Source organism: Bradyrhizobium sp. USDA 4369 (genome assembly GCF_054056435.1).
The window spans coordinates 7,585,497-7,610,043 of record NZ_JBSRYH010000001.1; the positions used below are offsets into that span (position 1 = coordinate 7,585,497).

At 64.7% G+C, this 24,547-nt stretch carries 25 protein-coding genes and 1 riboswitch; of the genes, 9 read left to right on the plus strand and 16 right to left on the minus strand.

The genetic code is table 11. The annotated features are described in order from the left end of the window. Positions 1-7 precede the first annotated feature (7 nt). Genes cobW through ACVIJ6_RS34515 form a run of 3 tightly spaced genes read right to left on the minus strand, consistent with a single transcriptional unit; the run spans position 8 to position 2,094 of the window. On the minus strand, positions 8-1,045 hold the full coding sequence (cobW, locus tag ACVIJ6_RS34505) for a cobalamin biosynthesis protein CobW (protein WP_456776390.1): 1,038 nt from the start codon (positions 1,043-1,045) through the stop codon (positions 8-10). Between the two features lie 17 nt (positions 1,046-1,062). Next, positions 1,063-1,458 carry a DUF1636 domain-containing protein gene (locus ACVIJ6_RS34510; RefSeq protein WP_456776391.1) on the minus strand — a complete coding sequence of 132 codons (396 nt, stop codon included), beginning with the start codon at positions 1,456-1,458 and terminating at the stop codon, positions 1,063-1,065. A 3-nt stretch (positions 1,459-1,461) separates the two neighbouring features. Further along, positions 1,462-2,094, minus strand: a complete 633-nt coding sequence (locus ACVIJ6_RS34515; protein WP_456776392.1) for a HupE/UreJ family protein — start codon at positions 2,092-2,094, stop codon at positions 1,462-1,464. 118 nt (positions 2,095-2,212) lie between these two features. Next, positions 2,213-2,405, minus strand: a riboswitch (cobalamin riboswitch). Positions 2,406-2,440: 35 nt separating this feature from the next. Here ACVIJ6_RS34515 and cobU point away from each other — a divergent pair. From cobU to ACVIJ6_RS34530, 3 genes are read left to right on the plus strand one after another with little or no spacing between them, the layout of a single operon-like run. Continuing rightward, positions 2,441-2,977, plus strand: coding sequence for a bifunctional adenosylcobinamide kinase/adenosylcobinamide-phosphate guanylyltransferase (gene cobU / locus ACVIJ6_RS34520; RefSeq protein ID WP_456776393.1), 537 nt, complete (start codon positions 2,441-2,443; stop codon positions 2,975-2,977). A 41-nt stretch (positions 2,978-3,018) separates the two neighbouring features. Further along, on the plus strand, positions 3,019-3,627 hold the full coding sequence (gene cobO, locus ACVIJ6_RS34525) for a cob(I)yrinic acid a,c-diamide adenosyltransferase (RefSeq protein WP_456776394.1): 609 nt from the start codon (positions 3,019-3,021) through the stop codon (positions 3,625-3,627). Between the two features lie 3 nt (positions 3,628-3,630). Next, positions 3,631-5,109, plus strand: a complete 1,479-nt coding sequence (locus ACVIJ6_RS34530; protein ID WP_456776395.1) for a cobyric acid synthase — start codon at positions 3,631-3,633, stop codon at positions 5,107-5,109. On the opposite strand, the gene cbiB is transcribed toward ACVIJ6_RS34530, so the two are convergent. Continuing rightward, positions 5,102-6,073 (minus strand): adenosylcobinamide-phosphate synthase CbiB, encoded by a 972-nt coding sequence (gene cbiB / locus ACVIJ6_RS34535; protein WP_456776396.1) that lies wholly within the window; start codon positions 6,071-6,073, stop codon positions 5,102-5,104. The two genes, ACVIJ6_RS34530 and cbiB, sit on opposite strands and share 8 nt — an antisense overlap. A 22-nt stretch (positions 6,074-6,095) precedes the next feature. On the opposite strand from cbiB, the gene cobD reads away from it, so the two are divergent. Continuing rightward, the gene (gene cobD, locus ACVIJ6_RS34540; protein WP_456776397.1) at positions 6,096-7,127 is read left to right on the plus strand and encodes a threonine-phosphate decarboxylase CobD; all 1,032 of its coding nucleotides are present in this window, start codon (positions 6,096-6,098) and stop codon (positions 7,125-7,127) included. 121 nt (positions 7,128-7,248) lie between these two features. Here the strand turns inward: cobD and ACVIJ6_RS34545 are convergent, their stop codons facing one another. The 8 genes from ACVIJ6_RS34545 to cobT all read right to left on the minus strand — a co-directional run bounded on the left by ACVIJ6_RS34545 (position 7,249) and on the right by cobT (position 16,137). After that, positions 7,249-9,186 (minus strand): GAP1-N1 domain-containing protein, encoded by a 1,938-nt coding sequence (locus ACVIJ6_RS34545; protein WP_456776398.1) that lies wholly within the window; start codon positions 9,184-9,186, stop codon positions 7,249-7,251. Further along, complete coding sequence (locus tag ACVIJ6_RS34550; RefSeq protein ID WP_456776399.1) at positions 9,183-10,034, minus strand: TRAFAC clade GTPase domain-containing protein; 852 nt, start codon at positions 10,032-10,034, stop codon at positions 9,183-9,185. The genes ACVIJ6_RS34545 and ACVIJ6_RS34550 overlap by 4 nt, the downstream gene beginning before the upstream one ends. Before the next feature lie 17 nt (positions 10,035-10,051). After that, positions 10,052-11,059, minus strand: coding sequence for a TRAFAC clade GTPase domain-containing protein (locus ACVIJ6_RS34555; protein WP_456776400.1), 1,008 nt, complete (start codon positions 11,057-11,059; stop codon positions 10,052-10,054). Further along, positions 11,059-12,138 (minus strand): GTPase-associated system all-helical protein GASH, encoded by a 1,080-nt coding sequence (locus ACVIJ6_RS34560; RefSeq protein WP_456776401.1) that lies wholly within the window; start codon positions 12,136-12,138, stop codon positions 11,059-11,061. The genes ACVIJ6_RS34555 and ACVIJ6_RS34560 overlap by 1 nt, the downstream gene beginning before the upstream one ends. After that, positions 12,135-13,457, minus strand: a complete 1,323-nt coding sequence (locus tag ACVIJ6_RS34565) for a metallophosphoesterase (RefSeq protein WP_456776402.1) — start codon at positions 13,455-13,457, stop codon at positions 12,135-12,137. The genes ACVIJ6_RS34560 and ACVIJ6_RS34565 overlap by 4 nt, the downstream gene beginning before the upstream one ends. A 315-nt stretch (positions 13,458-13,772) precedes the next feature. Further along, positions 13,773-14,492 carry an adenosylcobinamide-GDP ribazoletransferase gene (locus ACVIJ6_RS34570; RefSeq protein WP_456776403.1) on the minus strand — a complete coding sequence of 240 codons (720 nt, stop codon included), beginning with the start codon at positions 14,490-14,492 and terminating at the stop codon, positions 13,773-13,775. Beyond that, positions 14,489-15,082 (minus strand): histidine phosphatase family protein, encoded by a 594-nt coding sequence (locus tag ACVIJ6_RS34575; protein WP_456777143.1) that lies wholly within the window; start codon positions 15,080-15,082, stop codon positions 14,489-14,491. Before ACVIJ6_RS34575 ends, ACVIJ6_RS34570 begins: the two co-directional genes overlap by 4 nt. Further along, complete coding sequence (gene cobT, locus ACVIJ6_RS34580; protein ID WP_456776404.1) at positions 15,082-16,137, minus strand: nicotinate-nucleotide--dimethylbenzimidazole phosphoribosyltransferase; 1,056 nt, start codon at positions 16,135-16,137, stop codon at positions 15,082-15,084. The genes ACVIJ6_RS34575 and cobT overlap by 1 nt, the downstream gene beginning before the upstream one ends. Positions 16,138-16,343: 206 nt before the next feature. Here cobT and ACVIJ6_RS34585 point away from each other — a divergent pair, with 206 nt between their 5' ends. Both ACVIJ6_RS34585 and ACVIJ6_RS34590 read left to right on the plus strand, forming a co-directional pair. Further along, the gene (locus ACVIJ6_RS34585) at positions 16,344-18,701 is read left to right on the plus strand and encodes an Orn/Lys/Arg family decarboxylase (RefSeq protein ID WP_456776405.1); all 2,358 of its coding nucleotides are present in this window, start codon (positions 16,344-16,346) and stop codon (positions 18,699-18,701) included. Positions 18,702-18,709: 8 nt separating this feature from the next. Continuing rightward, positions 18,710-19,282 (plus strand): N-acetyltransferase family protein, encoded by a 573-nt coding sequence (locus ACVIJ6_RS34590; protein WP_456776406.1) that lies wholly within the window; start codon positions 18,710-18,712, stop codon positions 19,280-19,282. Between the two features lie 26 nt (positions 19,283-19,308). Here ACVIJ6_RS34590 and ACVIJ6_RS34595 read toward each other — a convergent pair whose 3' ends face one another. Both ACVIJ6_RS34595 and ACVIJ6_RS34600 read right to left on the minus strand, forming a co-directional pair. After that, positions 19,309-19,521 (minus strand): hypothetical protein, encoded by a 213-nt coding sequence (locus ACVIJ6_RS34595; protein ID WP_456776407.1) that lies wholly within the window; start codon positions 19,519-19,521, stop codon positions 19,309-19,311. Between the two features lie 427 nt (positions 19,522-19,948). After that, a complete protein-coding gene (locus ACVIJ6_RS34600) occupies positions 19,949-20,998 on the minus strand; it encodes a hydroxyacid dehydrogenase (protein WP_456776408.1) in 1,050 nt (349 codons plus the stop codon). 148 nt (positions 20,999-21,146) lie between these two features. On the opposite strand from ACVIJ6_RS34600, the gene ACVIJ6_RS34605 reads away from it, so the two are divergent. From ACVIJ6_RS34605 to ACVIJ6_RS34615, 3 genes are read left to right on the plus strand one after another with little or no spacing between them, the layout of a single operon-like run. Then, a complete protein-coding gene (locus tag ACVIJ6_RS34605) occupies positions 21,147-21,695 on the plus strand; it encodes a thiamine pyrophosphate-binding protein (RefSeq protein ID WP_456776409.1) in 549 nt (182 codons plus the stop codon). Beyond that, positions 21,692-22,333: a thiamine pyrophosphate-dependent enzyme gene (locus ACVIJ6_RS34610; RefSeq protein WP_456776410.1), complete on the plus strand. Its 642-nt coding sequence runs from the start codon at positions 21,692-21,694 to the stop codon at positions 22,331-22,333. Before ACVIJ6_RS34605 ends, ACVIJ6_RS34610 begins: the two co-directional genes overlap by 4 nt. Before the next feature lie 53 nt (positions 22,334-22,386). After that, on the plus strand, positions 22,387-22,740 hold the full coding sequence (locus ACVIJ6_RS34615) for a VanZ family protein (protein WP_456776411.1): 354 nt from the start codon (positions 22,387-22,389) through the stop codon (positions 22,738-22,740). Between the two features lie 58 nt (positions 22,741-22,798). Here the strand turns inward: ACVIJ6_RS34615 and ACVIJ6_RS34620 are convergent, their stop codons facing one another. Together ACVIJ6_RS34620 and arr are read right to left on the minus strand one after the other, a co-directional pair. Continuing rightward, complete coding sequence (locus ACVIJ6_RS34620) at positions 22,799-23,188, minus strand: DUF1236 domain-containing protein (protein WP_456776412.1); 390 nt, start codon at positions 23,186-23,188, stop codon at positions 22,799-22,801. 870 nt (positions 23,189-24,058) lie between these two features. Next, a complete protein-coding gene (gene arr / locus ACVIJ6_RS34625) occupies positions 24,059-24,472 on the minus strand; it encodes an NAD(+)--rifampin ADP-ribosyltransferase (protein WP_456777144.1) in 414 nt (137 codons plus the stop codon). Between the last annotated feature and the right edge of the window lie 75 nt (positions 24,473-24,547).

The following is a 24,547-nucleotide window of genomic DNA, read 5'->3' on the forward strand; positions in this document are numbered from 1 at the left end:
CCCTCGCCTATCCCGTGATCAGGCTCTGGATCGCAGCCGCATCGAGGCCACGCTCGCCGATCACCACCAGCCGGCCCCGCCGCGTCTCCCCCGCCCGCCACGGACGCTCGAACTGGTGCTGGATGCGGTTGCCGACGGCCTGCACCAGCAGGCGCAGCGGCTTGCCGGCCACTTCCACGAATCCCTTCACGCGCAGCACGTCATGCGCATCGACGGCCGCGGCAATGCGATCGACGAGCGCGTCCGGCGAAATCTGCGCGGGCACGTCCAGCACGAAACTCTCGAAATCGTCATGATCGTGCTCGGCCTCGTTGTCGTGATGCGAGGGGCGCGCGGCGAGGTCCTGCTCCGCCGCGGCGCCGAGTCCGAGCAGAACGGACGCGGACAGCCTGCCATGCTCGGTCGCGATCACCTTGACGGCGCGTTGCACCTTCGCAGCGATCTCGGCCGCGACATCCTTGCGCTGCTGCTCGCTCAACAGATCGCTCTTGTTCATCACGACGAGGTCGGCGCAGAGCAGCTGATCCTCATAGACCTCCTCGAGCGGGTTGTCGTGATCGAGCGAATCGTCGGCCGCGCGCTGCGCGGCCAAGGCCTCCGGATCATCGGCGAAGCGGCCGGCGGCGACGGCAGGGCCATCGACGACAGCGACCACGCCATCGACGGTCACACGCGTCGCAATCTCCGGCCAGTTGAAGGCCTGCACCAGCGGCTTCGGCAGTGCGAGGCCCGAGGTCTCGATCACGATATGCTCGGGCGGCTCCTTCTGGTCGAGAAGGCTCTTGAGCGCCGGCACGAAATCATCCGCGACCGTACAGCACAGGCATCCGTTGGACAGCTCGACGATGCGATCCTCCGGACAGTCCGGCACGCCGCACCCTTTCAGGATATCGCCATCGATGCCGACATCGCCGAACTCGTTGACGATGATCGCGAGCCTTCGGCCATTCGCCGTCTCGATCAGGTTGCGCACCAGCGTGGTCTTCCCTGCGCCAAGGAAACCGGTGACGATGGTGCAAGGCGTCTTGGCGTAGGACTTGGTCATGGCGAGAGCTCTCGTCTTCAGCGCGGCAACGACAGCGCGGGCACCCGCGCAACGGTGTTCTTGCGGATGTATTCCGGACGCTCGCGCCAGGCCGGCAGACCGGCCTCGTGACGCTGATGCAGCTGAGCGAACGTCAGCACATCCTGCGCATGAATGTCGGGATCGAGTGCGCCGAGCACATAGGTCCATTTGCCGGGCGCAGTCACTGCAACGGTGCAGGCACGGTTGCAGTTCGACAGGCACTCGACGCCGACCACGGCGACACCGGCGCGCTGCTCTGCAGGCGCGGCCTCGATCGAGGCGAGCAGACGCGCTCCAGCCCGCGGCTGGTCAGCCGACGCACTGTCCACGCCCTGCGCGCGGCAAGTGATGCAGACGAACAGCGTCGTCTGCCCAAGCTCTGATGCGGTCATCAATCAGCCGATCACGCCGGCCGCCGTCGCCGCCGCGACACCGCCCACCAGAACGATGGCGGCGCCCGCGACGCGCAGCGCGATTGGCTCAAGCGTGTCGGCCTTCGCGGACAGCGCCTTCGTGCCCAGGAATGCTCCCGCCGCGATCAGGGTCTGGATCACGAGCAGGCCGGCGAAATAGGCCCGGAGCGGGGTGTTTTCGGCGCCGACGATCGACTCACCCAGCGCATAGCCGTGCACGAGGCCGGTCAGAGCAAACAGAGCCGCGACGGGCAGCACGCCGAATTGGCCGCGCATCACGACCAGGAGGCCGACCACCGCGGTGGAAAGACCGACCAGCAGCTCGGCGGCCGGAATGTTGGCCTTGGCCAGATGCAGACCGACGCCAGCGATCATTGCGGTGGTGAAGGCGAGCACCGGTGCAAAGCCGCGCCCGAGCAGCGCCGCAACGATGCCGGCGCCCACGATGGCCGCCAGATGATCGAGCCCGATGACGGGATGACCGAGACCGGACAACAGACCTTGCGCGAAGGTCTGCGGCAGCTTGCCGCCCATCATGTGATGGGCAAAGGCGGGCTCGGCTGCGAGCAGGACAAGGCTCGCGAGCGCTAAGGACGCAGTGCGGTTGAACTTCATGGCCATCTCCGTCGCTTGCCGGCTCCCCAGAGGGCCGGACGATGCGCTGCATCCGACGGCACCCCGCCCATCCCGGCGGGATCAAACCAGCATCGCGACTCCCCGCGCGACGGGTCGGCCAACAGCAATGTCGACGGCAGGTCTCCTGGCTCTCGGGTCGCTGCGTGAAACCACCTTCCCGGTTTCCCAGTGGTGTCTTGGCCTCACACTCGCCGATTACAGTTGCGGGGGCAGCCACGGCCTTGGGTTCAGAACCCGCACCGTGTTCCCTAAATCTCTCCTTTCGGAGAACCGTCATCCTGTTAGATACGGGTCGCGCCAAAGCCCGTCAATCGGAATCGTCCCCATGGACCCTGCCCCGCCGCCCCCCGCCCAGCCGCGCCTGACCTTGGTGCTCGGCGGCGCGCGCTCGGGCAAGAGCCGCCATGCTGAGGCGCTGGTGACGACGAATCCGCCGCCCTGGATCTATGTTGCGACCGCGCAGGCCTTCGACGATGAGATGACCGCGCGCATCGCGCAGCACAAGGCGCGGCGCGTGGCGGGATGGCAGACGCGGGAGACCACCCATGATCTCCCCGCTGTGGTCCGCGGCCATTCCGGCTCGCGCATGCCGCTGCTGATCGACTGCCTGACACTCTGGCTCAGCAATGTGATGCTCGCCGAGATGGATGTCGCGGCTTGCTGCGCCGATCTCATCGATGCGCTCGCTGCAGCGTCCGGTCCGATCGTGGTCGTCTCCAATGAGGTCGGTCTCGGCATCGTCCCGGACAATGCGCTGGCGCGCGCATTCCGCGACGCGCAGGGGCGGCTGAACCAGGACGTCGCAGCGGCGGCCGATCGGGTGATTCTGATGGCGGCGGGACTGCCACTGATCTTGAAATGAACCGGGCTTAGACCGGACTTGGACATGAAAGGGATTTGCCGATGACCGAGAGCGCCGAGGATGCCCGCCACAAGGCCAAGATGGAAAATCGCAAGGCGGTTCAGGATGCTGAGGTGGCGTCGAAGACCGTCGAGAAGGGCCTGCTGATCGTCCACACCGGCAAAGGCAAGGGCAAGTCGACCGCAGCCTGGGGCCTGATGCTGCGCGCGCTGGGCCGCGGCTTTCGCGTCGGCGTCGTGCAGTTCGGCAAGGGCGCGTGGGAGACCGGGGAGCGCAAGGCGATCGAACGCTTCGGCGATCAGGTGTCGTGGCACACGCTTGGCGAAGGCTTCACCTGGGAGACGCAGGATCGCGCGCGCGACGTCGCCGCGGCCGAGCGTGCCTGGGGCAAGGCGAAGGAGCTGATGGCCGATCCGTCAATCCGGCTGCTGATCCTCGACGAGCTCAACATCGCCTTGCGCTATGACCATCTGCCGATCGGCGACGTGGTCGCAACGCTGGCCGGGCGCCGGCCCGATCTGCACGTCGTCATCACCGGCCGCAACGCCAAGCCGGAGCTGATCGAGGCCGCCGATCTCGTCACCGAGATGAACCTCGTCAAGCATCACTTCGCGGCCGGCGTGAAGGCGCAGGAAGGCATCGAGTACTAGTCCATGCCCGCACGCGCCATCATGTTCCAGGGCACCGGCTCCGACGTCGGCAAGTCTCTGATCGTCGCCGGGCTCGCGCGGGCGCTGACCTCGCGCGGGCTGAAGGTGGCGCCGTTCAAGCCGCAGAACATGTCGAACAATGCCGCCGTCACCGCCGATGGCGGCGAGATCGGCCGCGCCCAGGCGCTGCAGGCGCGCGCGTCGCGGCGGCCGATGACGGTGCACATGAACCCGGTGCTCTTGAAGCCGCAGAGCGAGATCGGCTCGCAGGTCGTGGTCCAGGGCCGCGTGATCGGCAATGCCAAGGCGTCCGCCTATCAGGCCATGAAGCCGCAGTTGATGAAGGCCGTGCTTGATAGCTTTCATCAGCTGGTCGCCGATACCGACATCGCGCTGGTGGAAGGCGCGGGCTCGGCGTCGGAGATCAACCTGCGTGCCGGCGACATCGCCAATATGGGCTTTGCGCGGGCAACACAGATTCCCGTGGTGCTGATCGGTGACATCGATCGCGGCGGCGTCATTGCGAGCCTTGTCGGCACCCGGGCTGTGCTCGCGCCCGACGATGCCGCGCTCGTCGCGGGCTTCCTGGTCAACAAGTTCCGCGGTGATCCCGCCTTGTTTGCCTCGGGCATGAGCGAGATTGCGACCAGAACCGGATGGACATCGCTCGGGCTCATTCCGCATTTTGCCGATGCGCGCCGTCTGCCGGCGGAGGATGCACTCGGACTGCCCGGGGTCGGAGTGCGGAGCGGAAACCGGCCAAAGGTCGCCGTGCTCGCTTATCCCCGGATCTCCAATTTCGACGAGTTCGATCCGTTGCGGCTGGAGGACGGCGTCGACCTGCAATTCCTCAGGCCGGGCACGCCGATTCCGGGAGACGCAGCCGTCGTCATCCTGCCGGGCTCCAAGGCGACGATCGCCGACCTTGCCGCCTTGCGCGAGGCGGGCTGGGACATCGATCTGCGGGCGCATCTGCGCCGCGGCGGCCGCGTGCTCGGCATCTGCGGTGGCTATCAGATGCTGGGGCGCATGATCAGCGATCCCGACGGCCATGAAGGCGCGCCAGGCACGGTCGCCGGACTTGGGCTGCTCGACCTCGAAACGACGCTGACGGACGACAAGGCCCTGCGCGACGTCGAGGGCAGATTGACTCAAGACGAGGCGCCCTTCCGCGGCTACGAGATGCATATCGGCCGCACCGACGGTCCAGCCGCACAAAATCCCTTCCTCGTGTTCTCCGACGGCCGCCGCGATGGGGCCGTTGCGGCTGGCGGCCAGATCGCCGGCTGCTATGTGCATGGCCTGTTCGCCGATGACCGCCTGCGCGCGCATTGGCTGCGCGGTCTCGGCACCACCGCAAGCGGCCTGTCCTATGACTCCGATGTCGATGCGACCCTGGATGCGCTCGCGGCGCATCTCGAACGCTATGTCGATGTCGACCGCATTCTGGATCTCGCGCGCGTGCCGCGCGCGATCACATGACCACGACGACGGCCAGCGCAGCGACGACGATGCCCTGGATCAGGCACGCGGTCCGATAAAGCCGCAGCGCCTGCCTGATATCGCCCGCGTCCAAAGCCGACCGTCCCTCACCCATCCATGCATCCGCAACCGTTTCACCATCATAGACGCGCGGCCCTGCCAGCCGCAGCCCCAGCGCGCCGGCCATTGCGGCTTCTGGCCAGCCGGCATTGGGCGAATGATGCTTGGAGGCATCGCGTCCGACCGTCTGCAGCGCGGCACGCCAGGAGGCTCCGGGAACGACCGCCGCCGCACCGGCAAGCCACACCGCCGACAACCGGGACGCCGGCAGGTTGATGAGATCATCGAGCCTCGCCGCCGCCCAGCCGAAGGCGCGGTGGCGCTCGGAGAGATGACCGATCATGCTGTCGGCCGTATTCACCGCCTTATAGATCAAGATGCCCGGGAGCCCGCCGACTGCAAGCCAGAACAGCGGCGCAACGATTCCATCCGAAAAATTCTCGGCGAGGCTCTCGATCGCGGCGCGCGCCACGCCGGCTTCATCCAGCCGCTCGGGATCACGTCCGACGATCATCGCCACCGTGCGGCGACCGCCGTCGAGCCCCTCTCTCTCCAATCCCTCAGCGACCGCAGCGACGTGAGTATCGAGGCTACGTTGGGCCAGCAGGCTGCTCGCCAACACAGCCAGGATCATCGTTGCGGCCGGCGCGCCGAACACGGCCTGCACGGCCGATGTCGCGGCCAGGCCGATCGCCATCATCCCCAGGACCAGCAGAGCGACCAGCCCGATGCCCCGAGCCCGGCGCACGGCGAAGCGCGCGTCGGCCCCGTTCCAGCGGCGGTCAGCCCATGCTATCAGCGCGCCGATCCACATGACCGGATGACCGACCCGCTGCACCAGGATTTGGGGATAACCGACGACAGCCTCGATGAGGAGCGCCGCGAGCGCGAGTGAGACGAACATCGCTCTCCGCTGAAGGACAAACATGGACGACAGAGCGACTAGCACGCAGCAGACCCCGCCGGAAGCGATCGTTCACGGCGGCGATCTCGATGCCATCAGCCGTCGCTACCCCGATGCGCGGCGCCCCTGGATCGACCTGTCCACCGGCATCAATCCCGTGCCCTATCCGGTGCCATCGATCCCGCCCACCTCGTGGCAGCGCTTGCCGGCCGCCTCCGAGGAGCGCGCGCTCCGCGCGACGGCCGCCGCGCGCTACGGCGTCGACGCGCCTGAGCAGATGGTGGCTGCTCCCGGCACACAGGCGCTGCTGCAGATCCTGCCGCGGCTGCGCCCGCGCTCGACCGTCGCCGTGCTCGCGCCGACCTATGAGGAGCACGCGCGGTGCTGGCGCGGCGGTGGCCATCGCGTCGGCCTGACTGATGATGTCGGCAAACTGGCCGACGCCGATGTGGCGGTGGTGGTGAATCCCAATAATCCGACCGGGCGGCTGCTGGCGCGCGAGACGCTGGTCAGCCTGGCCGCCACGCTGCGTCGGCGGGATGGCCTGCTGATCGTCGACGAAGCCTTCATCGATCTCTATCCCGCGGACGCGAGCCTGGCGGCGGACCTGCCGCCGGCGACGATCGTGCTGCGCTCGTTCGGCAAGGTCTATGGCCTTGCCGGCGTCCGGCTTGGATTTGCGATCAGCGCCGACGACATCGCACAGCAGCTGCGCGAGCAGCTCGGGCCGTGGGCGGTGTCGGGACCGGCGCTCGCCATCGGGATGACCGCATTGGCCGATGAAGCGTGGCTGCACCAGACACGCGCCCGCTTGGTCAAGGACTGCGCGCGCATCGACGGACTGCTGTCCAAGGCCGGTTGCCTCGCCATCGGCGGCACGCCGTTGTTCCGGCTGGTCGCCTCGGCCCACGCGACTGACATCGCCGAGCGGCTGGCCCGCCGCGGCATCCATGTCAGGCGCTTCCCGGCGCAGCCGAACTGGCTGCGCTTCGGCCTCCCCGGTGATGAAGCCGCGTGGCAGCGCCTGGCGCAGGCGCTCGGCGACGCCGGCTAGCCCGGGAAGCGCTTTTCCGCAGGGCCGACGCATCGCTGGATACTTGGGCCGAGCAGGTCGCCTCCTAAGAGCCGGCAACCATCAGGTTGGCGAAGTATAATGAGGCAGGACCCTTGGCTTTCTAAAGCCAAGGAAAGATTTTCGAGAAGGGGTTCCTGGAGCTGCGCTCCTCTCCGAACAAGACGAGCTCTATCTCGCTGGGAGTAAGGGTTAACCGGTCCAGCACCTCGCGATTTGCGGCGGCAGCGTACAGTTTCGACAAGCTCAAAAGGATCCGTTTATTGAGGTCCCAATAGGCTGCCGAATAGAAGTGCGGCAGGTCGTTGATAAGTATCAACTCCGCTGTCCGCGAGAGGCCCGCGTTGATGATAACCACCCGGAGCTCGGGCAGAACGATTGAAATCAGGTTCCAGCTTTGTGTGGATCCTTCATCGATTGCGCTCCTAAGCAAGACAGCCTGCATGGTCGTACGCTCGTCGCCTTGCACGTCGTCGGCCATATCTAACAGACGTTGCGCGATCTCTTCACTACCCTTCGCAAGGTAACGCGGGTAGCGGAGAATTGAAATGGCTGCTGCGAATTCCTTCGTAGTCTTCAACTGCGACATCCAATCGGCGGCAAGGATTGTACCAACCCGGTGGGACAGGCGAGCCAACCACGATCTATGAAGCCGGTTCTCGCAGTAGGCCTCGACTGAGGACTGGAAGACCAGTTCGGGACGCGAGAAGATCATCGCGTCTTCGAGATCACCCATATCCCGCCGGACCATCTCCTTCATCACGGCCCGAGCCAAGGAAAAAGACGACTCTTCCCTGATAAGCAGCGGCAGAACGTCATTTGAGACGAGCGGGAGAGTGTCGGCGTCGACAAGATCTTCACGCGCGAGCAGGACGTCAGCGATCATGTCGCTCGGGTATTCCGTCGTGACGGACGACTTATCGGCCAGCGTCACGATAGCCCCGAGGATTTCCTCCTTCCAGGGCGACAACGGTCCCTTGTTCGCCGCGTAGTAGCAGGCGACGGAGCCGATCTCCCGCGAAGACAATTCACCGAGCCTGGCTCCAACCTGAGCAGGAGTTGGGACTTCTGGAAGTGCCGACGAAGTCAGAAGCTGCAGGAGATCAACAGCGGAAATTGCGACGATGAGGCGCGGCGAGCTCGGGCCGATCCCGAGGATGTCTCGCTTGAGTACTGCGCCGTCCGAAGGATCCGGTAGAACCCGAAATACCTCGAAGGCTGCATCCGACGAGAGGACGTCTGCGCCATCGGAACCCAGATACAAATCTACGATCATCTGATACTGACGCCGAGAGGCCGAGATGTCGCGACCGTAGCGCCACAAAAAGCGCCGTAGCGGAGTCACTTTGTTGAGCGCTGCGTCGGCGGCCGCGTAAGAAACCCATCTTTCGCGGTTGGTCGTGGCCGCTTCGTCACGCGGAGCGACTTGAACGTTGTAGTCGTTCTGCTCCATTCGGCGATTTTCGTTCAACGTTGCCGTGCAGAATGAGAACGACGATCTGAGGCGCGGCCATTGTTGGGACCAGACAGCCAGAACGGCATTTTCTATTTCACAGGATTTGCCGCTGTCGGGCGAGAGGGTCGCTCGCCCAATCGTATAGTAGCTGGATATGATCTCCGAAATCAGATCGGCGCTGCCGGGCTCGACGACCTGTGAGAATGAAATGTCGAGCGGGTCTCCGTAGGACGACGTATCGTCTGCCACTGGCCGACGGAAAAACGGCAGGACTTCCGAGAGCGCCGGAATGGAAGCAGATAATTTGGGGCCAAGCAAGAGCACGTGGCTCCACACGCAACCTGGGCGCGGCATCTCTGGGGCAGCCCAGGTCCGGAACAGGGCGTATCTTCGGGATTCTGGCAAAGGCAGTCCGGACAGGTAACTATCGCCTTCGCCGAGGAGAGCTCCGCTGGCGAGATCGCTCGCAGCGCTGAGAAGGTAGAGATCCTTCGGAGGCAAGCGAACGGACGACGCAATTTGTCGATGGCCCTCCGCATAGCCGAACAGAGCCTGGTCAATGGTATCGCGCGAGGCGGCGTTCAAACGGGAGACTCCAAATCCGCCAGCCAAAGCAAGGGGCGGGTAATGTCGTGCTCGGCGACCTCGGGCCCGACAATGCGGATTCGCTTACTTGCCGGCACGATCGCCAGCAGTTCCTCGCGATCGGGTCCCGGCCCATCTTTCTTCTTAGACAGCCGCCCTCCCTGTGCCGATACGCCGTAGACCCTCAGGTCCAGTATGCCATCAGCATTATGAAGGTACTGCGAGAGGAGAGGATAGCGGTCCTTCAACCACTTCTCAGCGTCTGTGGTTCCCTCAGGCACCAGATCCCAGGCCGAGACCACAAGAGCTACCTTCATTGGCTTCGCCTCGAAAGGCGGACGCTGCAGACATTGGAGGAGATCCACCAATTGGACCTGCAACGGAGCCTTCTTCGGCTCCCAATGGTTGGGATCCGCCGCTGTTTGCGCCGCATCCTCTTCCGCATCGAATACGTCCAGTATAGTCACCGCGTCGTCGGTCTTCCGATTCGCACTGAGGAACAGGAGAATGCCTTCGGCCCTTTTGACTATCTCAACAAACGTCTCTGGACAGTATCTCGTCGCAAAGGCCTGCTCTAGCGTCTCGCCCGACAGATCGTCGAACTCCAACACCATCTCGTTGTCCGACGCCGCGTGCAGCAGGTTCACCCGGATGGGCTCGACCTGTTGCAGCTTCGTGCGTTCGACTTCGTAGCCTTCAGCCCAAGATCCGGAAATCTCCTGCAGATAGGTGAAATCGCCGACGTGCTTCCCTTTGGTCAGGGCCGTGGGAATCTCTTCGCTATCCACCAGATGCCATAGAGCGGCCGCGAAGGTGGTCTTGCCCGATGCCTGGATGCCGAAAACCATGCAGCGTCTATCCATCACTAACCTCTTGCAGTCTTTGACAGCAACCGATCGATCTGACGGGGCGCGTCGGCAACGGGAAGCGGCGCCACGTCAGGAAGCGGAAGGGGCTGCGTCCAGCGCCGGACCAGATCGTCGAGCCCGATGATACCGACCGTGCGGTCCGCTTTCGGCAGAGCGCAGATTTCGTGCGACGAAATAGCGAGGCCCTTTTTGGTGAAATCGGATACCAGACGGGCCTGGAAATCGCTTAAGAAGCCGATGTCCGCGGCGTCGCTGCGGCGCGTGATGTCCAGCTTCGTCGAAAGTATCTCGACGGCATTGGCGCGGACAAGAGCGCCGTTGTCATGAAGCGCGTTGATCATTTGCCGAAAATTCCGGGTGTAGGCCGTCCGATCGTTCTTCGACGCAAGCCGTTCTCCGTCGAGCAGGAAGCAGACCCGGTCAGCTAGGCGGAATTCTTCAAGTGTCCCAATGAGATCGGTGGAGGTCCGAGCGGCCGTGTATGCTTCTCCGGACCGATCAGCGATCACCAGATCGACGACATGTCCACGGCTGCGCGCAAGGGCAAGATGGAAGAACGCCAGCGGATCACGCCTGCTCGTTCGCGGTACTGTCGGCGAGGAGCGACCGGAACTCAGCAACGTGAATGCTTGAAGCTTGGCAAACCCGAGCAATGTCTCGCTGCCGGTGAACGTCAGATCGGCGAACGGCCCCTTGCAGAACATCGCATAAATCGAGCAGAGCAAGGTCGTCTTGCCGACCTTCTCCTCTCCCACGAGCGCCACTGTCCTAAGTCGACGTCGCCTTGATAGAGCTGAGTAATCCGCAAGAAGCATCTTGTCGCTGGCCCAGATCTGGACCGGCGGTACGGTTCTCGGTTCCTCCTGCTCGTCCAATGCTTCGGTCGCTTCAACATCGGCTGCATAGTTCTCGCAGCTCTCGACCGGATCCCGGCCGAGCGAACACTTGCCGTCGATCTGGACCTTGCAACCGGTGTAATTGCAGATCGGCGCCGCCGCGTTCATCAGTTGATTCCGCCATGTCCAAGCAGCGCACGCTCGCGAAACGCCTGAATGCCGAGTTCGAAGGGCGACATCTTCGCGACCGCGATGTCGGGCGCGACCTTTGCGAATTCCGCTTCCCAAGCGACCGGGCCGAGTTGTGCAACGAACTGGATAGCCGCGTGGACGGGGAACAGGGGTTTGGATGTCTGCGGAATGTCCTTGAAAAGTTTGGACGCATCCTCCTGGGACAGCGATCTGATCGCTGCCCTTAAATTCGACTTGCCGTCGGCTTCAGCCCCCGAGATCCTCCTCAGGATTCCGTGGGCCCCGTAGGGGCCAGGCAATTGGCGGACCATCGCCCCGAGTTCGATGCCAGATATCACCATCTTCAATCCAACCGCCGTTTCCGTACGCGGCTTTTCAAGCAGTTCGTGCCAGTCTCCGATGCACCACCACAGCATGTCGACTTCTTCGGAGAGCCGCACGATATCGCTACGCGCAGAGTCCAGAGGGCCACGGGCGCTATCAGATAGCGCTTTGATCGCGGCGTCGGTCGACGCCATGGCCGCGTCGATCGCGGCCTTGGCAATGCTGCCGGGCAGCGGGTTGTGGCTGTTCACCGTGTCGATTTCCGTCGTAATCGCTTTGAGCTTCGGCGCCGGCCCCAACTTCGCTCCGCTAGAGATCCTGTGATTACGGACCGCGGCGACGAATGCTTCGTTTGCCTTCGTCGTCAGAACATCTCCGTCGGCGGAATGCCTTCGACCGCAGTATGAGGTCGTAAGGATCGCCAGCGGCGCATAGGATCCCGCTGACGCCATCCGCTGCCGAAGAAGCAACGCGGCGATCCGCCCGGCATCGACCTTATCCTTGCTAGCGACGAAATGCGGATCGAATTCCCGAACGGGGTCCTCGAACCATGGACGTTCGGGGAAGGGCTCAACCTGATACGCGAGACGGCAAAGATCGTAGATCTGTCCCATGTTGTCGATCGATGACGACAGCTTCTCGAAACTCTTCTGCCTTGCCTCGACGACATTGCGGGAAGCCCCCTCGTCGAGATCTCTGTAATATTGAATGAAGTCGAATTCAGCAGTCATCGGAGCGGCTCCCCTGCCAACGTCCTATCAACGAGGCGTTCCATTTCGGAAAGTACCCCCAGCGCGTCGCCTCTCTTCACGGCGGCGACGACGAGTTCGTAATCCTTCATTTCCCGATCATTCGGCCTGTCGAGACCAAGCAACGTGATCACCCGACGCTGTTCGTGCTCCTTCAACTTAAACAGCTTGATCGTCACGCTCCTGATGGTCGGCGGCAGCGGGGCTGATGTCGTCATAGCGGAGGACTCCAGCACTGGCGCACGCACTTCCGTTTTCGCAGTTTCAGCGGCAGGGATTTTCGGCGCCGTCCAATCCGGTAAGTCGTACGCATTCTCCCAGACCAGATTTCCCTTCCGGTCGGGGACGGCCAAGAAATCATTCGTCTCGAATTGACGCACCCACACCTTGACAACAAGCTTACGTTTATCGTGGACCCCATTGACCGACACGTCGATCCAGTTGTAGCCCGGCTTCCAGTCGCGCTCGTCACGGTCCGGGTGCATCGCGCCGGCTCGGATTCTCAGGAAATGTTTTCCTTCGTCAACGCGCCGCGTGTGTTCGTGGCCGAACAATTGTATCTGCGCGATCTTCTCGCACCGATCCTGGAAGTCCCGGCCGTTCTTAATCCATTCGAACGGGTGATGGGCCATTACCATATGGCAGACGCCGTCCTCTTCCTCAATCTGACTGGCGGCAGGATCAATCAGCATGCGTTCCTTTGCGTCCGTGATATCCGACACTAGGACGGTGTTGAACCCCCAGATGCGCAGCGTTGAACCATCGTTCAGGGGGAGATCGCGTCGAGCGAATGGTCGTGCGGCGAGGTCTTCTGTTCCGTCGTTGTCGATATAAGGCTTCAGCAGGCACAAGAACTTGGCCGCAAACCTGTTGTATTCCTGGATCGGCCCAAAGATCACGCTCGAGGCGAGCTTGCTGCGCAACCATTGCCTGAGGTAGCCGTTCACGTCCTTGGCCGGCGCCGCACGGAGGGCTTCACGGGCCATGCTCTGCGCAATGTCCTTCTCGGCGTTTCTGTCAACGTCGTGATTGCCGGGGATCACGAAAACGTCGTCGATCTTACATCCAGCCTCCGGGCAAAGCCTCTCTTCCAGCCACGCGTAGGCGAAGGCATACTCCTCCGCACGACCGGCAAAGGCGACGTCTCCCGTCAGCAGGATGCCGTCAGCCGGCCTACCGATCTCTTTCCGCATTCGCCGCACGTCGCGAATGATATCGCTGCGCAACGCGAGGTTCGGATCGTCCGGCTGCCCGATCTCGGTCTTTCTGAAATGGATGTCAGAGAGATGCACAAAGAGCATTTAGGTAAGGCTTCCAGTTCGGGCGAGACCATGGCTGCGCTCACAGGCACACAACCGTTCTCATTTTAGGCTACCCTGGTAACGTCCCATGCGTTGTGCTCGGCGGCAAGCTCAATCAGGGGGCCCACGCCGCGTTTCCACCGCTTTGCGGTAGCTACTCCATTGACTTGATGAGATTTATTGCTGCTGCTCGGCCGGCGACTTCCGGCCCTTCCTCCGCTTCAGGAGCTCTAGTCAGCGCGCTCCAGCGACCAGTTCGGCGCATGCCACAATTGGCGGAATTCCGAACGTCGAAACCCGTATAGTCTGGGCGCTTTAGCCCAGCACGCAGGCGGCGAGCAGCAGCGTCTCCGTTACCTCGATGCTGGCGCCGTGACAGTCGCCGGTGATGCCGCCGAGCCGCCATTGCCAATAGACTGCGACGGCCGGGATGAGCGCGATGGCAAGCAAGCTCGGGACCGCGCCGGCAAGCGCGCCGATCGCCAGGACGACGCTCCATCCGGCGATGACATTCCAGCCCGCGCGGTTCGTCACACTCGCACCCAGCCCCGGCTTCAACGACACCAGCATCTTGCTCCAGACCAACGTGCCCAGGCGCGCCCAGGCCGGGATCAGCACGAGAGCCCAGCCGGTCGGCCCCGTCGCCAGCTCGGCGAGCAGCACCAGCTTGGCGGCGATCTGCAGGCTGATGGCCACCACCGCGAAGCTGCCGGCATGAGGATCGCCCAGCACGGCGATGAAGCGCTCGGGCTTGCCATGCGCGGCGCCGAACGCGTCGGCGACATCGCCGAGACCGTCGAGATGCAGCGCGCCGGTGATCCAGATCCAGGCGACGACCACGGCAAGCGCGACGATCCATGGATCGGCGCTTTGGAAAAACCGGGCGATCAGGGCCAGGCACGCGCCGATCACCATCCCTGCGGCCGGAAACCACAGCGACGCCCGCGCGAGATCGTCCGGCCGGGACTCGACGACGCGCGGCGTCGGCAGGCGCGTCATGAACTGCAATGCGATCCAGAAGTCACGCAAACTCATGGCTGGATGATCTCGACGATTTCGCCCCAGGGCGCGCCGTCCGCCCCCCGCCCGGCTTCGAGCGTGATGCGGGTGCCGGGCTGAATCCGCAAGCTCCACAGCTGAGGCAAGGGCCAGCCAAGCAAATGCGATAGCGCGGCCCGGATCGCACCGCCATGGCTGACCACCAGAACCGGCCCCGCCCCTGAATGGGTCAGAACACGGTCGACGGCGCGCGCCACCCGCGCCTGCAGGTCGGCCCAACTCTCGCCCTCAGGCGCCGGAACTACGGGATCGGCGTAGAACGCGGCAAGCAAGTCGGCTCCGCCGGCCTCGGCGGCAATGTCCCTGCGCTTCCGTCCGTCCCAGCGACCGAAGTGGAGCTCGCGCCAATCGCCATCGATCTCCAACGCACAGCCGGTCTGCCGCTCATAGTCCTCGGCCGCCGCACGCGCGCGTGCCAAGGGCGAACTCACGACGCCGCGCCACATCCGGCTCGCGGTCTGCCGCCTGACCTGGTCCCAGCCGTCATCCGTGAGCGGCGGGTCGGTGCGGCCGTCGAGATAACCGTCGCGCCCGGTCGTGCCGTGCCGCAGCAGATCAATCCTCATCACGCGTCGCGTCCCGAGACGGCGGCCTCCGCGAAGGTGGCCATGCCGTTATGCAGTGCGCAGGCGAGCCGGATGATCGGCAGCGCGGTGGCGGCGCCGGAGGCCTCCCCGAGCCTGAGGTCGAGATCGATCAGCGGATTGGCGCCGAGCGCCTCGAGCACGCAAGCGTGGCCGCGCTCGGCCGAGCGGTGCGAAAACAGCAGCCAGGGACGGCACGACGGATTGAGCCTGGCGGCCGCGAGCGCCGCGACCGAGACGATGAAGCCATCGACCAGCACCGGCCAACGCCGCTGCGCGGCGGCGATCATGGCGCCGGCCATTGCGATGATCTCGAAGCCGCCGACGGCGGCCAGGATGTCCGCTACCGCCGCGTCCGATGTCAGTCCATGCCGCGCCAGGGCTGCGGCAATGACGGCGGCCTTCTTGGCGCGCCCATCGGCGTCGAGACCCGTGCCGCTGCCGACGATGTCGGCCGGCGCGCAGGACAGCAGCGCGGCGGCGATCGCTGCGGCTGATGTCGTGTTGCCGATCCCCATCTCGCCGAAGATCACGAGCTGCGGCTGATGATCGGCCTGCCGCGCCAGCGCGCGGCGTCCGGCGTCGCAGGCGAAGGCAACCTCCTCCGGCGTGAGCGCCTGCTCGACACTGAAGTCGCGCGTGCCGCGGCGCGTCTTGTCGGCCACCACGCCAGGAACGGCATCGCTCGCCAGCGTGCCAACATCGACCACATCGAGCGGGCAGTTGAGTTGACGGGCGAGCACCGCAATCGCCGCGCCTCCCCCGGCAAAGTTGCGAAGCATCTGCACCGTGACTTCCGGCGGATAGGCCGAGACCCCCTGCGCCGCGATCCCGTGATCGCCAGCGAACAGCACGACAGGCGCCCGCTCGGCACCTGGGTGGTCCGTCGCCTGCAGCGCCGCCAGCTCGACCGCCACCTCTTCCAGCCGGCCAAGCGCACCGAGCGGCTTGGTCAGCTGCGCCTGGCGCGCCAGGGCCGCCCGCCGATGGCTCTCGGACGGCGCGGCACAATCGAGGGAGATCCAATCAGGGAGCACGATGGGTCCTTTCGGGTCGCTCAGCGTTGGGACGATTGCCACTGCGACAGGATCAAGACAAGCGCCAGGGCGCAATCGTGCTCAAGGTGCAGAATACGAACAAAGCGAGGCCATCGGCAGAACCGTCACCCGGAGACGGCCCGATTGTCATCCCATTGTCATCGAAGCCGTCGACAGGTGGCTGCCCACCCAGCCGAAAGACTCTCATGGAATACTTCCGCCGCTTCACCTTCCTGTTCGCCGCACCCGTGTTCGAGACCGACGATCTCGCCGGCCTCCGCTTCAACCAGATCATCGAGGAGATCCAGCGCTCCGGTTTCGAGGTCGTGCGCGCCCGCAAGCTGGAGGATGCCGAGATCGCGGTGCAGACCGACGCCGCGATCGGCTGCATGGTGGTGGACTGGGGCAAGAAGGGGCTGGAGGGCAAGACGGCGGCGCTGATCAACCTGATGCGGCGGCGCGGCCTGGATTTCCCGATCATCCTCTTGATTCGCCGCAAGCGGTTCGAGGACCTCCCGGTCGAGGTGCTCGACTTCATCGACGGCTACGTGTTCCTGTCCGAGGAAACGCCGGCGTTCATCGCCAAGAACCTGATCAGCCGGCTGAAGCAATATGCCGAGACGTTGAAGACGCCGTTCTTCGGCACGCTGGTCGACTATGCCGAGGAAGGCAACCAGCTCTGGACCTGCCCCGGCCATAATGGCGGCGTGTTCTACAGCCGCAGCCCGATCGGCCGGATCTTCGTCGAGCATCTCGGCGAAGCCGTGTTCCGCGACGACCTCGACAATTCCGTGCTCGATCTCGGCGACCTGCTGACCCATGAGGGCCCGGCGCTGCGCGCACAGAAGGAGGCGGCGCAGATCTTCGGCGCCGAGAAGACCTATTTCGTCCTCAACGGCACCTCGACCTCCAACAAGGTGGTGCTGGGCGCGCTGGTGACCGACGGCGACCTCGTGCTGTTCGACCGCAACAATCACAAGGCCGCCCATCATGGCGCGCTGCTGATCTCCGGCGGCGTTCCGATCTATGTTCCCACCGTCCGCAATGCCTGGGGGCTGATCGGGCCGATGCGCTGGGATCTGCTCGACGAGGAGCGGTTGCGGCAGCAGATCCGCGACAACCCGCTGGTGAAGGACCCCGAGGCCTGGCGCAAGGAGCGACCGTTCCGCGTCGCCATTGTCGAGCAGTGCACCTATGACGGCACGATCCACAGCGCCGAGATGATCCTGCAGCGCATCGGCCATCTGTGCGACTACATCATGTTCGACGAGGCCTGGGCGGGCTTCATGAAATTCCACCCGCTCTATGCGGGCCGTTTCGCCATGGGTCTTGCCGAGCTCGGGCCCGACGCCCCCGGCATCATCGCCACGCAATCGACCCACAAGCAGCTCGCGAGCTTCTCGCAGGCGTCGCAGATCCACATCAAGGATCGCCACATCAAGGGTCAGCGCCGCCGGGTCGAGCATCGCCGCTTCAACGAAAGCTTCATGCAGCACGCCTCGACGTCGCCATTCTATCCGCTGTTCGCCTCCCTCGACGTCGGCGCGCAGATGATGAAGGGCCGCTCCGGCGAAGTCCTGTGGGACGACACGATCCGGCTCGGGATCGAATTGCGCAAGAAGATCAGGGCGATGCGCCGGGAATTCGAGGAGAAGGAGAAGGATCCGGCGCGGCGCTGGTTCTTCGAGCCGTTCGTGCCGGACCGGGTGTCGATCCCCGACGCCGCCAGCCCGGGCGGACGGCACGACGTGGCCTGGGAGGCGATCTCGACCGACCAGCTCGCGACCGACGCCGCGCTGTGGCAGCTCGCGCCGGGCGAAGCATGGCACGGCTTTCCGGATCTCGCGCCCGGCTTCGCCATGACCGATCCGAACAAGCTCACGCTGCTCACGCCCGGCTTCGACCGCACCACCGGCGGCTACGCCGACCACGGCATCCCCGCGCCCGTTGTCGCGCAGTATCTGCGCGAGAACCGTATCGTCGCCGAGAAGAACGACCTCAACTCGCTGCTATTCCTGTTGACCCCCGGCGTCGAGGCCAGCAAGGCCGGCACGCTGATCAGCGGGCTCGTCGCCTTCAAGCGGCTGCACGACGACAATGTGCTGCTGGAGGACGCCATTCCCGAGTTCACCCGGCGCCGCTTCGGCCGCTACGGCAAGGTGCGGCTGCGCGACCTCTGCGGCGAGATGCACCGGTTCTACCGCGAGGCCGAGGTGAGCGCGCTGCAGGCCATGCAGTTCCAGCCGCAGCATCTGCCCGAGATCGCGATGTCGCCGCGCGAGGCGGCACGTGCGCTGATGCGCAACGAGGTCGATTATCTGCCGATCGACCAGATCTCCGGACGCATCGCCACGACGCCCTTCGTGGTGTATCCGCCGGGGATTGCCACGATCGTCCCTGGCGAGCGGCTGTCCGACCGCGCCCGGCCGATGATCGATTACCTCAAGATGTTCGAACGCGCCTTCAACACGTTTCCGGGCTTCGACGTCGAGATTCAGGGATTGTACAAGGAGATCGACGAAGCTGGCCGGATTCGGCTCCATACCTATGTTTGCGCAGAGTAATTCGAACGATGGACAATCCCGTTTCCGTGCTCGAAACCGAACCGCCGGTGCTGGTCCGGCCGTCACGCGACGAGGACATCGAGGCCATGCTGGCGATCTACCGGCGGCATATCCGCCGGGGGGTCGAGGACAGCGCCGCCAATTCCGGCTCGCCTGAGCCCGACGATCTCAAGCAGCGGCGCAAGAACCTGCGCAATCACCGCCTGCCGCATCTGGTCGCGACGTTCCGCGGCGAGGTGGTGGGCTATGCCTATGTCGTCCAGTTCAGGAAGCGGCCGGCCTACCGTTTCGCGGTCAAGCACTCGATCTATGTCCATCATGAGCATCTCGGCCGCGGCGTCGGCCGGCTATTGATGCAGGCGCTGATCGACGCGTCCGCCGCCGCGGGATATCGGCAGATGATTGGCTATATCGACGCCGACAACACGGCCTCGCTCAGCATCCACGAGCGGTTCGGCTTCGTTCGCGTCGGCCTGCTGCCCGGGGTCGCCTACCGCTATGGCCGATGGTCCGACACGGTCATGGTGCAGCGCTCGCTCGGCTCCGGCACGACCGAGGCGCCGGCGGGAGCGAGCCGCTGAGGTTGCGGGTCAGGATGGCCTGCGGGTCAGGATGGAAAATCGGCAGCCTTCACCTGGATGCGATCGGCGTGCAACGACCAGTCGCGCAACGACTGCTGCTCGCAGAATTTCGTCTTGGCGATCTCGGCGGCCTGGCCTTCGGTTTCGGCTTCAACTTCCAGCGTACACTGGCAAATCTCGCTCTGGCGGCCGTTCTCGCCGAGCACGTCCTTCATGAAGTGAACGAGGTAATGCGACATGAGTCTCCCCGCTGTTCAGCAGTGGTTGAGACCATGTTAGCGCGGTCGCGAAGCGGCTGTTCACCGATATGAAGCAACCGAGCCAAATATTTGATGGAACAGCGGAACCGAGCTCACGCCCCGGCTGACGGAAGACTGGCCGCGGCGATGGCGACGAAGGTCGAGACGGCCCGCCGGACGCGGCTTTGAGTGGCCTTCAACAAAGAATTCAGGCGGCGCATCGGACCGATTTCCCTTCGGCGCCGAGCCAGATTTCAGGCTTAAGCTCATGGCGCTCCTGGGAAAATGATCAGCATGCTCCCGGCTGTCGAGACCGCCGGGAAAATAGCAATGGGCAGCGCGTCGGAGCCGCCTCGGAGAGAATGTTCATTGCTGCATTGCAGCTTCGGACACATAAAATCTTCTCGTCGTCTCAGGCTTGCGGCGGCTACGACGGCGTCACTCCGAACGCCGCGCGGAACCGGTCGCGGTAGCGCGGCCAGGCCTCGGGATTGATCAGGCGCGGCGGCCGCTGCCCATCGAGCGCGGCGAGCAGCTGCTCGGCGGCGATCCGGCCCATGTTCTGCCGCGCCTCCCTGGTGACGCCGGCAGTGTGCGGGCTCGCCAGCACGTTATCGAATTGCAGCAGCGGATGCTCCGGCGGCGGCGGCTCCTTGGCCCAGACGTCGAGGCCTGCGCCGGCAATGCGCTGGTCGCGGAGCGCCGCCAGCAAAGCGTCCTCGTCGTGAATGAAGCCGCGGGCCGTGGTGATGAAATAGGCATGCGGCTGCATCAGCGCAAATTCACGCTGGCCGATCATGCCGCGGCTCTCGCGGGTCAGCGGGCAGTTGATCGAGACGAAATCAGAGCGCCGCATCAGATCGGCGAGCTCGACCTTCTCCGCACCGCGTGCGGCGATCTCCTCCGGCGACAGATAGGGGTCGTAGGCCAGCACGGTCATCCCGAGCAGCCCCCGGCACAGCTCGGCGACGCGGCGGCCGACATGTCCGAGCCCGACGATGCCGATCGCCCGGCCCTGCACCTCGTTGCCGATCAGATCGTTGCGATTGACGTCGCGCTCCCGGCGCAGCCGGCGGTCGGACTGGATGATGCGCTTCGACAGGGTCAGCATCATGCCGAGCGTGTGCTCGGCGACCGAGTGGGCGTTGCCGCCCGACTGGTTCACGACCAGCACGCCCGCCTGGGTGCAGGCGTCGACATCCACCGGATCGTAGCCGGCGCCGTTGCTGGACACGATCAGCAAATTGGGCGCGCGACGCAGCAGGTCGGCATCGACATGAAAGCGCGGCGCGAGCTCGTCACGGGCCGCGCCGATCTGGTAGGCGTGTGCCGCCGCCATGATCGGCGCGGCATCAGCGTCCGGACTGTCGTTGTCCAACCGGTCGAGCCGGACATCCGGACGGGCCGCGAGCCGCTCGCTGAAGATCGGGTGCGCGAGATATTTGACGTAGAAGACGCGCTTGGAATTCGCAGCCATGGTCGAGCGACCTCCTGGTTCTTGCTTCTTGCTTTCGGACGCGAGCGGCGGATGCCCGACCGGCCGGGCCGGCATGTTGACAATCGGTCCGCGGCCGTCAAGCTCGGCGCGCATCCCCCCGAGAGGCGCGATACGGAGAGACACGACCATGGCCGCCCCACCCGATGCGGCGCGATCCGCATCGCCACCGAGCTGGCACGAGATCATCCTGCAGGGCTTCAAGCGCAACGCCATCGGCCTCATCCCTTACGTTCCCGACCGGGTGCTGACGCCGCTGATCCAGAGGCTGCATGACGATCCGTTCTTCACGACCTTCGCCACCGCGCGCGAGGAGGAAGCCGTCGGCATCCTCGCCGGCGCCTGGATGGGCGGGCGGCGCGGCGCGCTGCTGATGCAGACGTCCGGCTTCGCGACCCTGCCGAATGTGCTGGCGTCGCTGGTCGTCCCCTGCCAGATCCCGCTGATCATGGTCGTGTCCGAGCGCGGCACGCTCGGCGAATTCAACTACGGCCAGTCGCTGGTGTGCCGGACCATGCGCCCGGTGCTCGATGCGCTGGCCATGGAGCATCACACCATGACGCGTCTTGACGAGCTCGAATTCATCGTCGACCGCTCGATCAAGCAGGCGGTCGCGACGCAGGCGCCCGTGGCGCTGATCCTGTCGCCTTTGCTCACCGGCGGAAAGCTGTTCGCATGAACGACAGTCCGCGCAACACCAAGGTCATGAATCGCTTCGACCTCACCTGCCGGCTGGTCGCCAGGCTCACGCAGGAGGAAGCGGTCATCGGCGGCATCGGCAACACCAATTTCGACCTCTGGGCCGCCGGCCAGCGGCCGCAGAATTTCTACATGCTCGGCAGCATGGGGCTGGCCTGCCCGATCGCACTCGGCGTCGCCCTGGCGCAGCCGCAACGCCGGGTGTTTGCGCTCGAAGGCGACGGCTCATTGCTGATGCAGCTGGGCTGCCTGACCACGATCGCGACTCTGGCGCCCAAAAATTTGGCCATCATCGTCATGGACAATGGTGTCTACCAGATCACCGGCAGCCAGCCGACGCCGGCACGGCATGCCGATATCGTGGCGATCGCGACGGGTTGCGGCATCGCCAGTTGCCATTGGGCCGCCGACGAGGAGGATTTCGAACGCCTGGTTGATCTGGCCCTGGCGGCCGGAGGCCCGGTGCTGATCGCGGCACGGATCGATGACAAGCCCGGTGTCGGCGCCACCCGGCGCGATCCGGCTGCGATCCGCGAACGCTTCATGCAGGGCCTCGGCGTGCGGCAACCGATCGGATGGACCGGACCCGAGGGCAACGTATTACCAGATGGTCATTAACCTCAAGCGGGTGTGAGCCGGGCTGCTGGCCCGGAACATGCTAAGCAGGAATCATGAAGATCGTACTCCGAGTTTCCGCCTGGCTGCTGGCCGCAGCCGTCGCTTTCGCTACGCTGGGTCCCCCGAGCTATCGGCCTCATTCCACGATCGGACAGGATGGTGAGCATGCCCTCGCCTTCGTCCTGGTCGGTCTCACCTTCGGGCTCGCTTATGGCAGCCATCGGCTGCGAACAGCGGCCATCGCCGTGATCCTGATCGGCGCCCTCGAGCTCGCCCAGTTCCTGGCGCCCGGCCGGCATGCCCGGCTGGAGGATTTCGTCGTCGACGCCGCCACCGCCTGCGTCGGCTTCGGCACCGCCGCCCTGCTCGACTGGCTCGCCCGCCAATTCCGTCCGCAGACGACCTGACGCGCGACAGGCCCCGCTGCTGCCGCAGCGAGGCCTGCCTTGCATGGATCGCGTCAGATCACTCGATGATCTTGATCACCCGGCGGGTGCGCGGATCGACGATCACGCGACGGTCGTTGACGACGGCATAGCGATACTCGGTGTAGCGCGGCACCGGACGTAGCTCGACCGTATCCGGCAGCGGCTCACCGACCACGACGCGCTCGCGCACCACCACCGACGGGGCCCGCTCCGCATGGATCGAGGTGATCACGGCATTCGGGATCTCCACGGCGGCGCCGACGGCGGCTCCAACCGTGCCACCGACCATCGCGCCAACCGGGCCGGCAACGGCGCCGCCGGCAGCCGCACCATTGGCGGCACCTTCGACGGTGGTGGATTGCGCAAAGGCAGCGCCCGAGGCCAGCAGCGATGCGGCAACGAGCGAAACGGCAAGACGGGTCCTCATCATTCTCTCCTCCAGTGCGTTCGAGCTGCCGATCAACAACGGGGACCGCCCGCGGTTCCGGTTCCGCGTGACCTAAAGTTCATCAGCGATGCGGAACGAATGGCTTGCCGGCTGCGCGCAACGGGGGACGCAGAGCGCGCGCGGGTCCTATCCACGTTTCAAACAGCAGCCCGCGCGCAAGATCTCGCGGCGGACAACGCCCGAGTTCTGGCGATCGATGGCCCTCTCCACATCGAGAAGGCGCAGGGAATGCCGGGTGAAGGCCTCACCCATGGCCCGCCTGCAGCAAAAAAGCAGGCGGCAGTCACCACAGGCAAAGCCGTTTCAACCGGCATTCCCTGCGCGATGGTCTTAACGCTTCTTTCGCGCTCTCCTCGGGGACCGGCTGATTGACCCCGTCGCGCCGCGCGAGGGCAACAGCCCTCGTCGCACGCTTGACCTCGGCACCGGGAGGCCAGGACCACACGACTTCGCGTCCGTGAGGCATCGTTCGTCCACATGTGCTGAGCGCATGCTGCGACACGCCACGGCCACCGCATCCCTGCCTCACGTGTCGTGACGATCGCGCGCTACGCCCTTCTCGGCGAGACAGGATGCGAGCATGATGCACGAGTTCTGAAAAAAAGAAAGTCATTTTTTTTAATCCGCAGCAATCAGCTCGGCATCGCACTGATTCAGTTTGCGGAATCCATTTGCCCCGGCGGGATGTCGCAACACTGCCGATCTCGACTTGGCCGGCACATGCGGGAACGACCAACACTGATTTGCCCGACAAGCACGTGACCGTCGTCAATGAAGCGAATCTGGGGGAGATCAACCGCAAACGTCGACTCTCGCTCAATCACGCCATGCTCCGCGCTGCCGCGTCATTCAATCGATGATGCCGGGCCCCCCTTGCATTGCGCGCGCGACGCCCTCCTTCATCTGCTTCACCACATCCGGTGAGTGCCCCTGCCAATTGATGATCTCGGCAATGACGCGCAAAGGCGCGCGGGATCGATATGACCGCGTCGGATTCCCGGGGAATTTCTTGTCGGTCAGGTTCGGATCGTCGACGATGGGGCCGGTGGGCTCCACGAGATAGATTCGTTCCCGGCCGCTGCCGGTGGCCAGCTCGGCGCCCCAGATCGCCGCATCCAGCGTCGCCGTGAAGTAGACCCAGGACAGCGGCTCCGCCTCGGTGAAGTTGGAGGGATAGCCGACGGCGATCACATCACCGGGCCTCAAATCGGCGCGTGTGCCGTGGAAGAATGATTGTGCAAACACGGTCGCAGCACGTGACATCGGTGGCCTCGGATGAATTCTCCAGCGCTTGTCATCTGCCGCGCAGCAGACGTTGATGCAAATGATGGTTCCGTC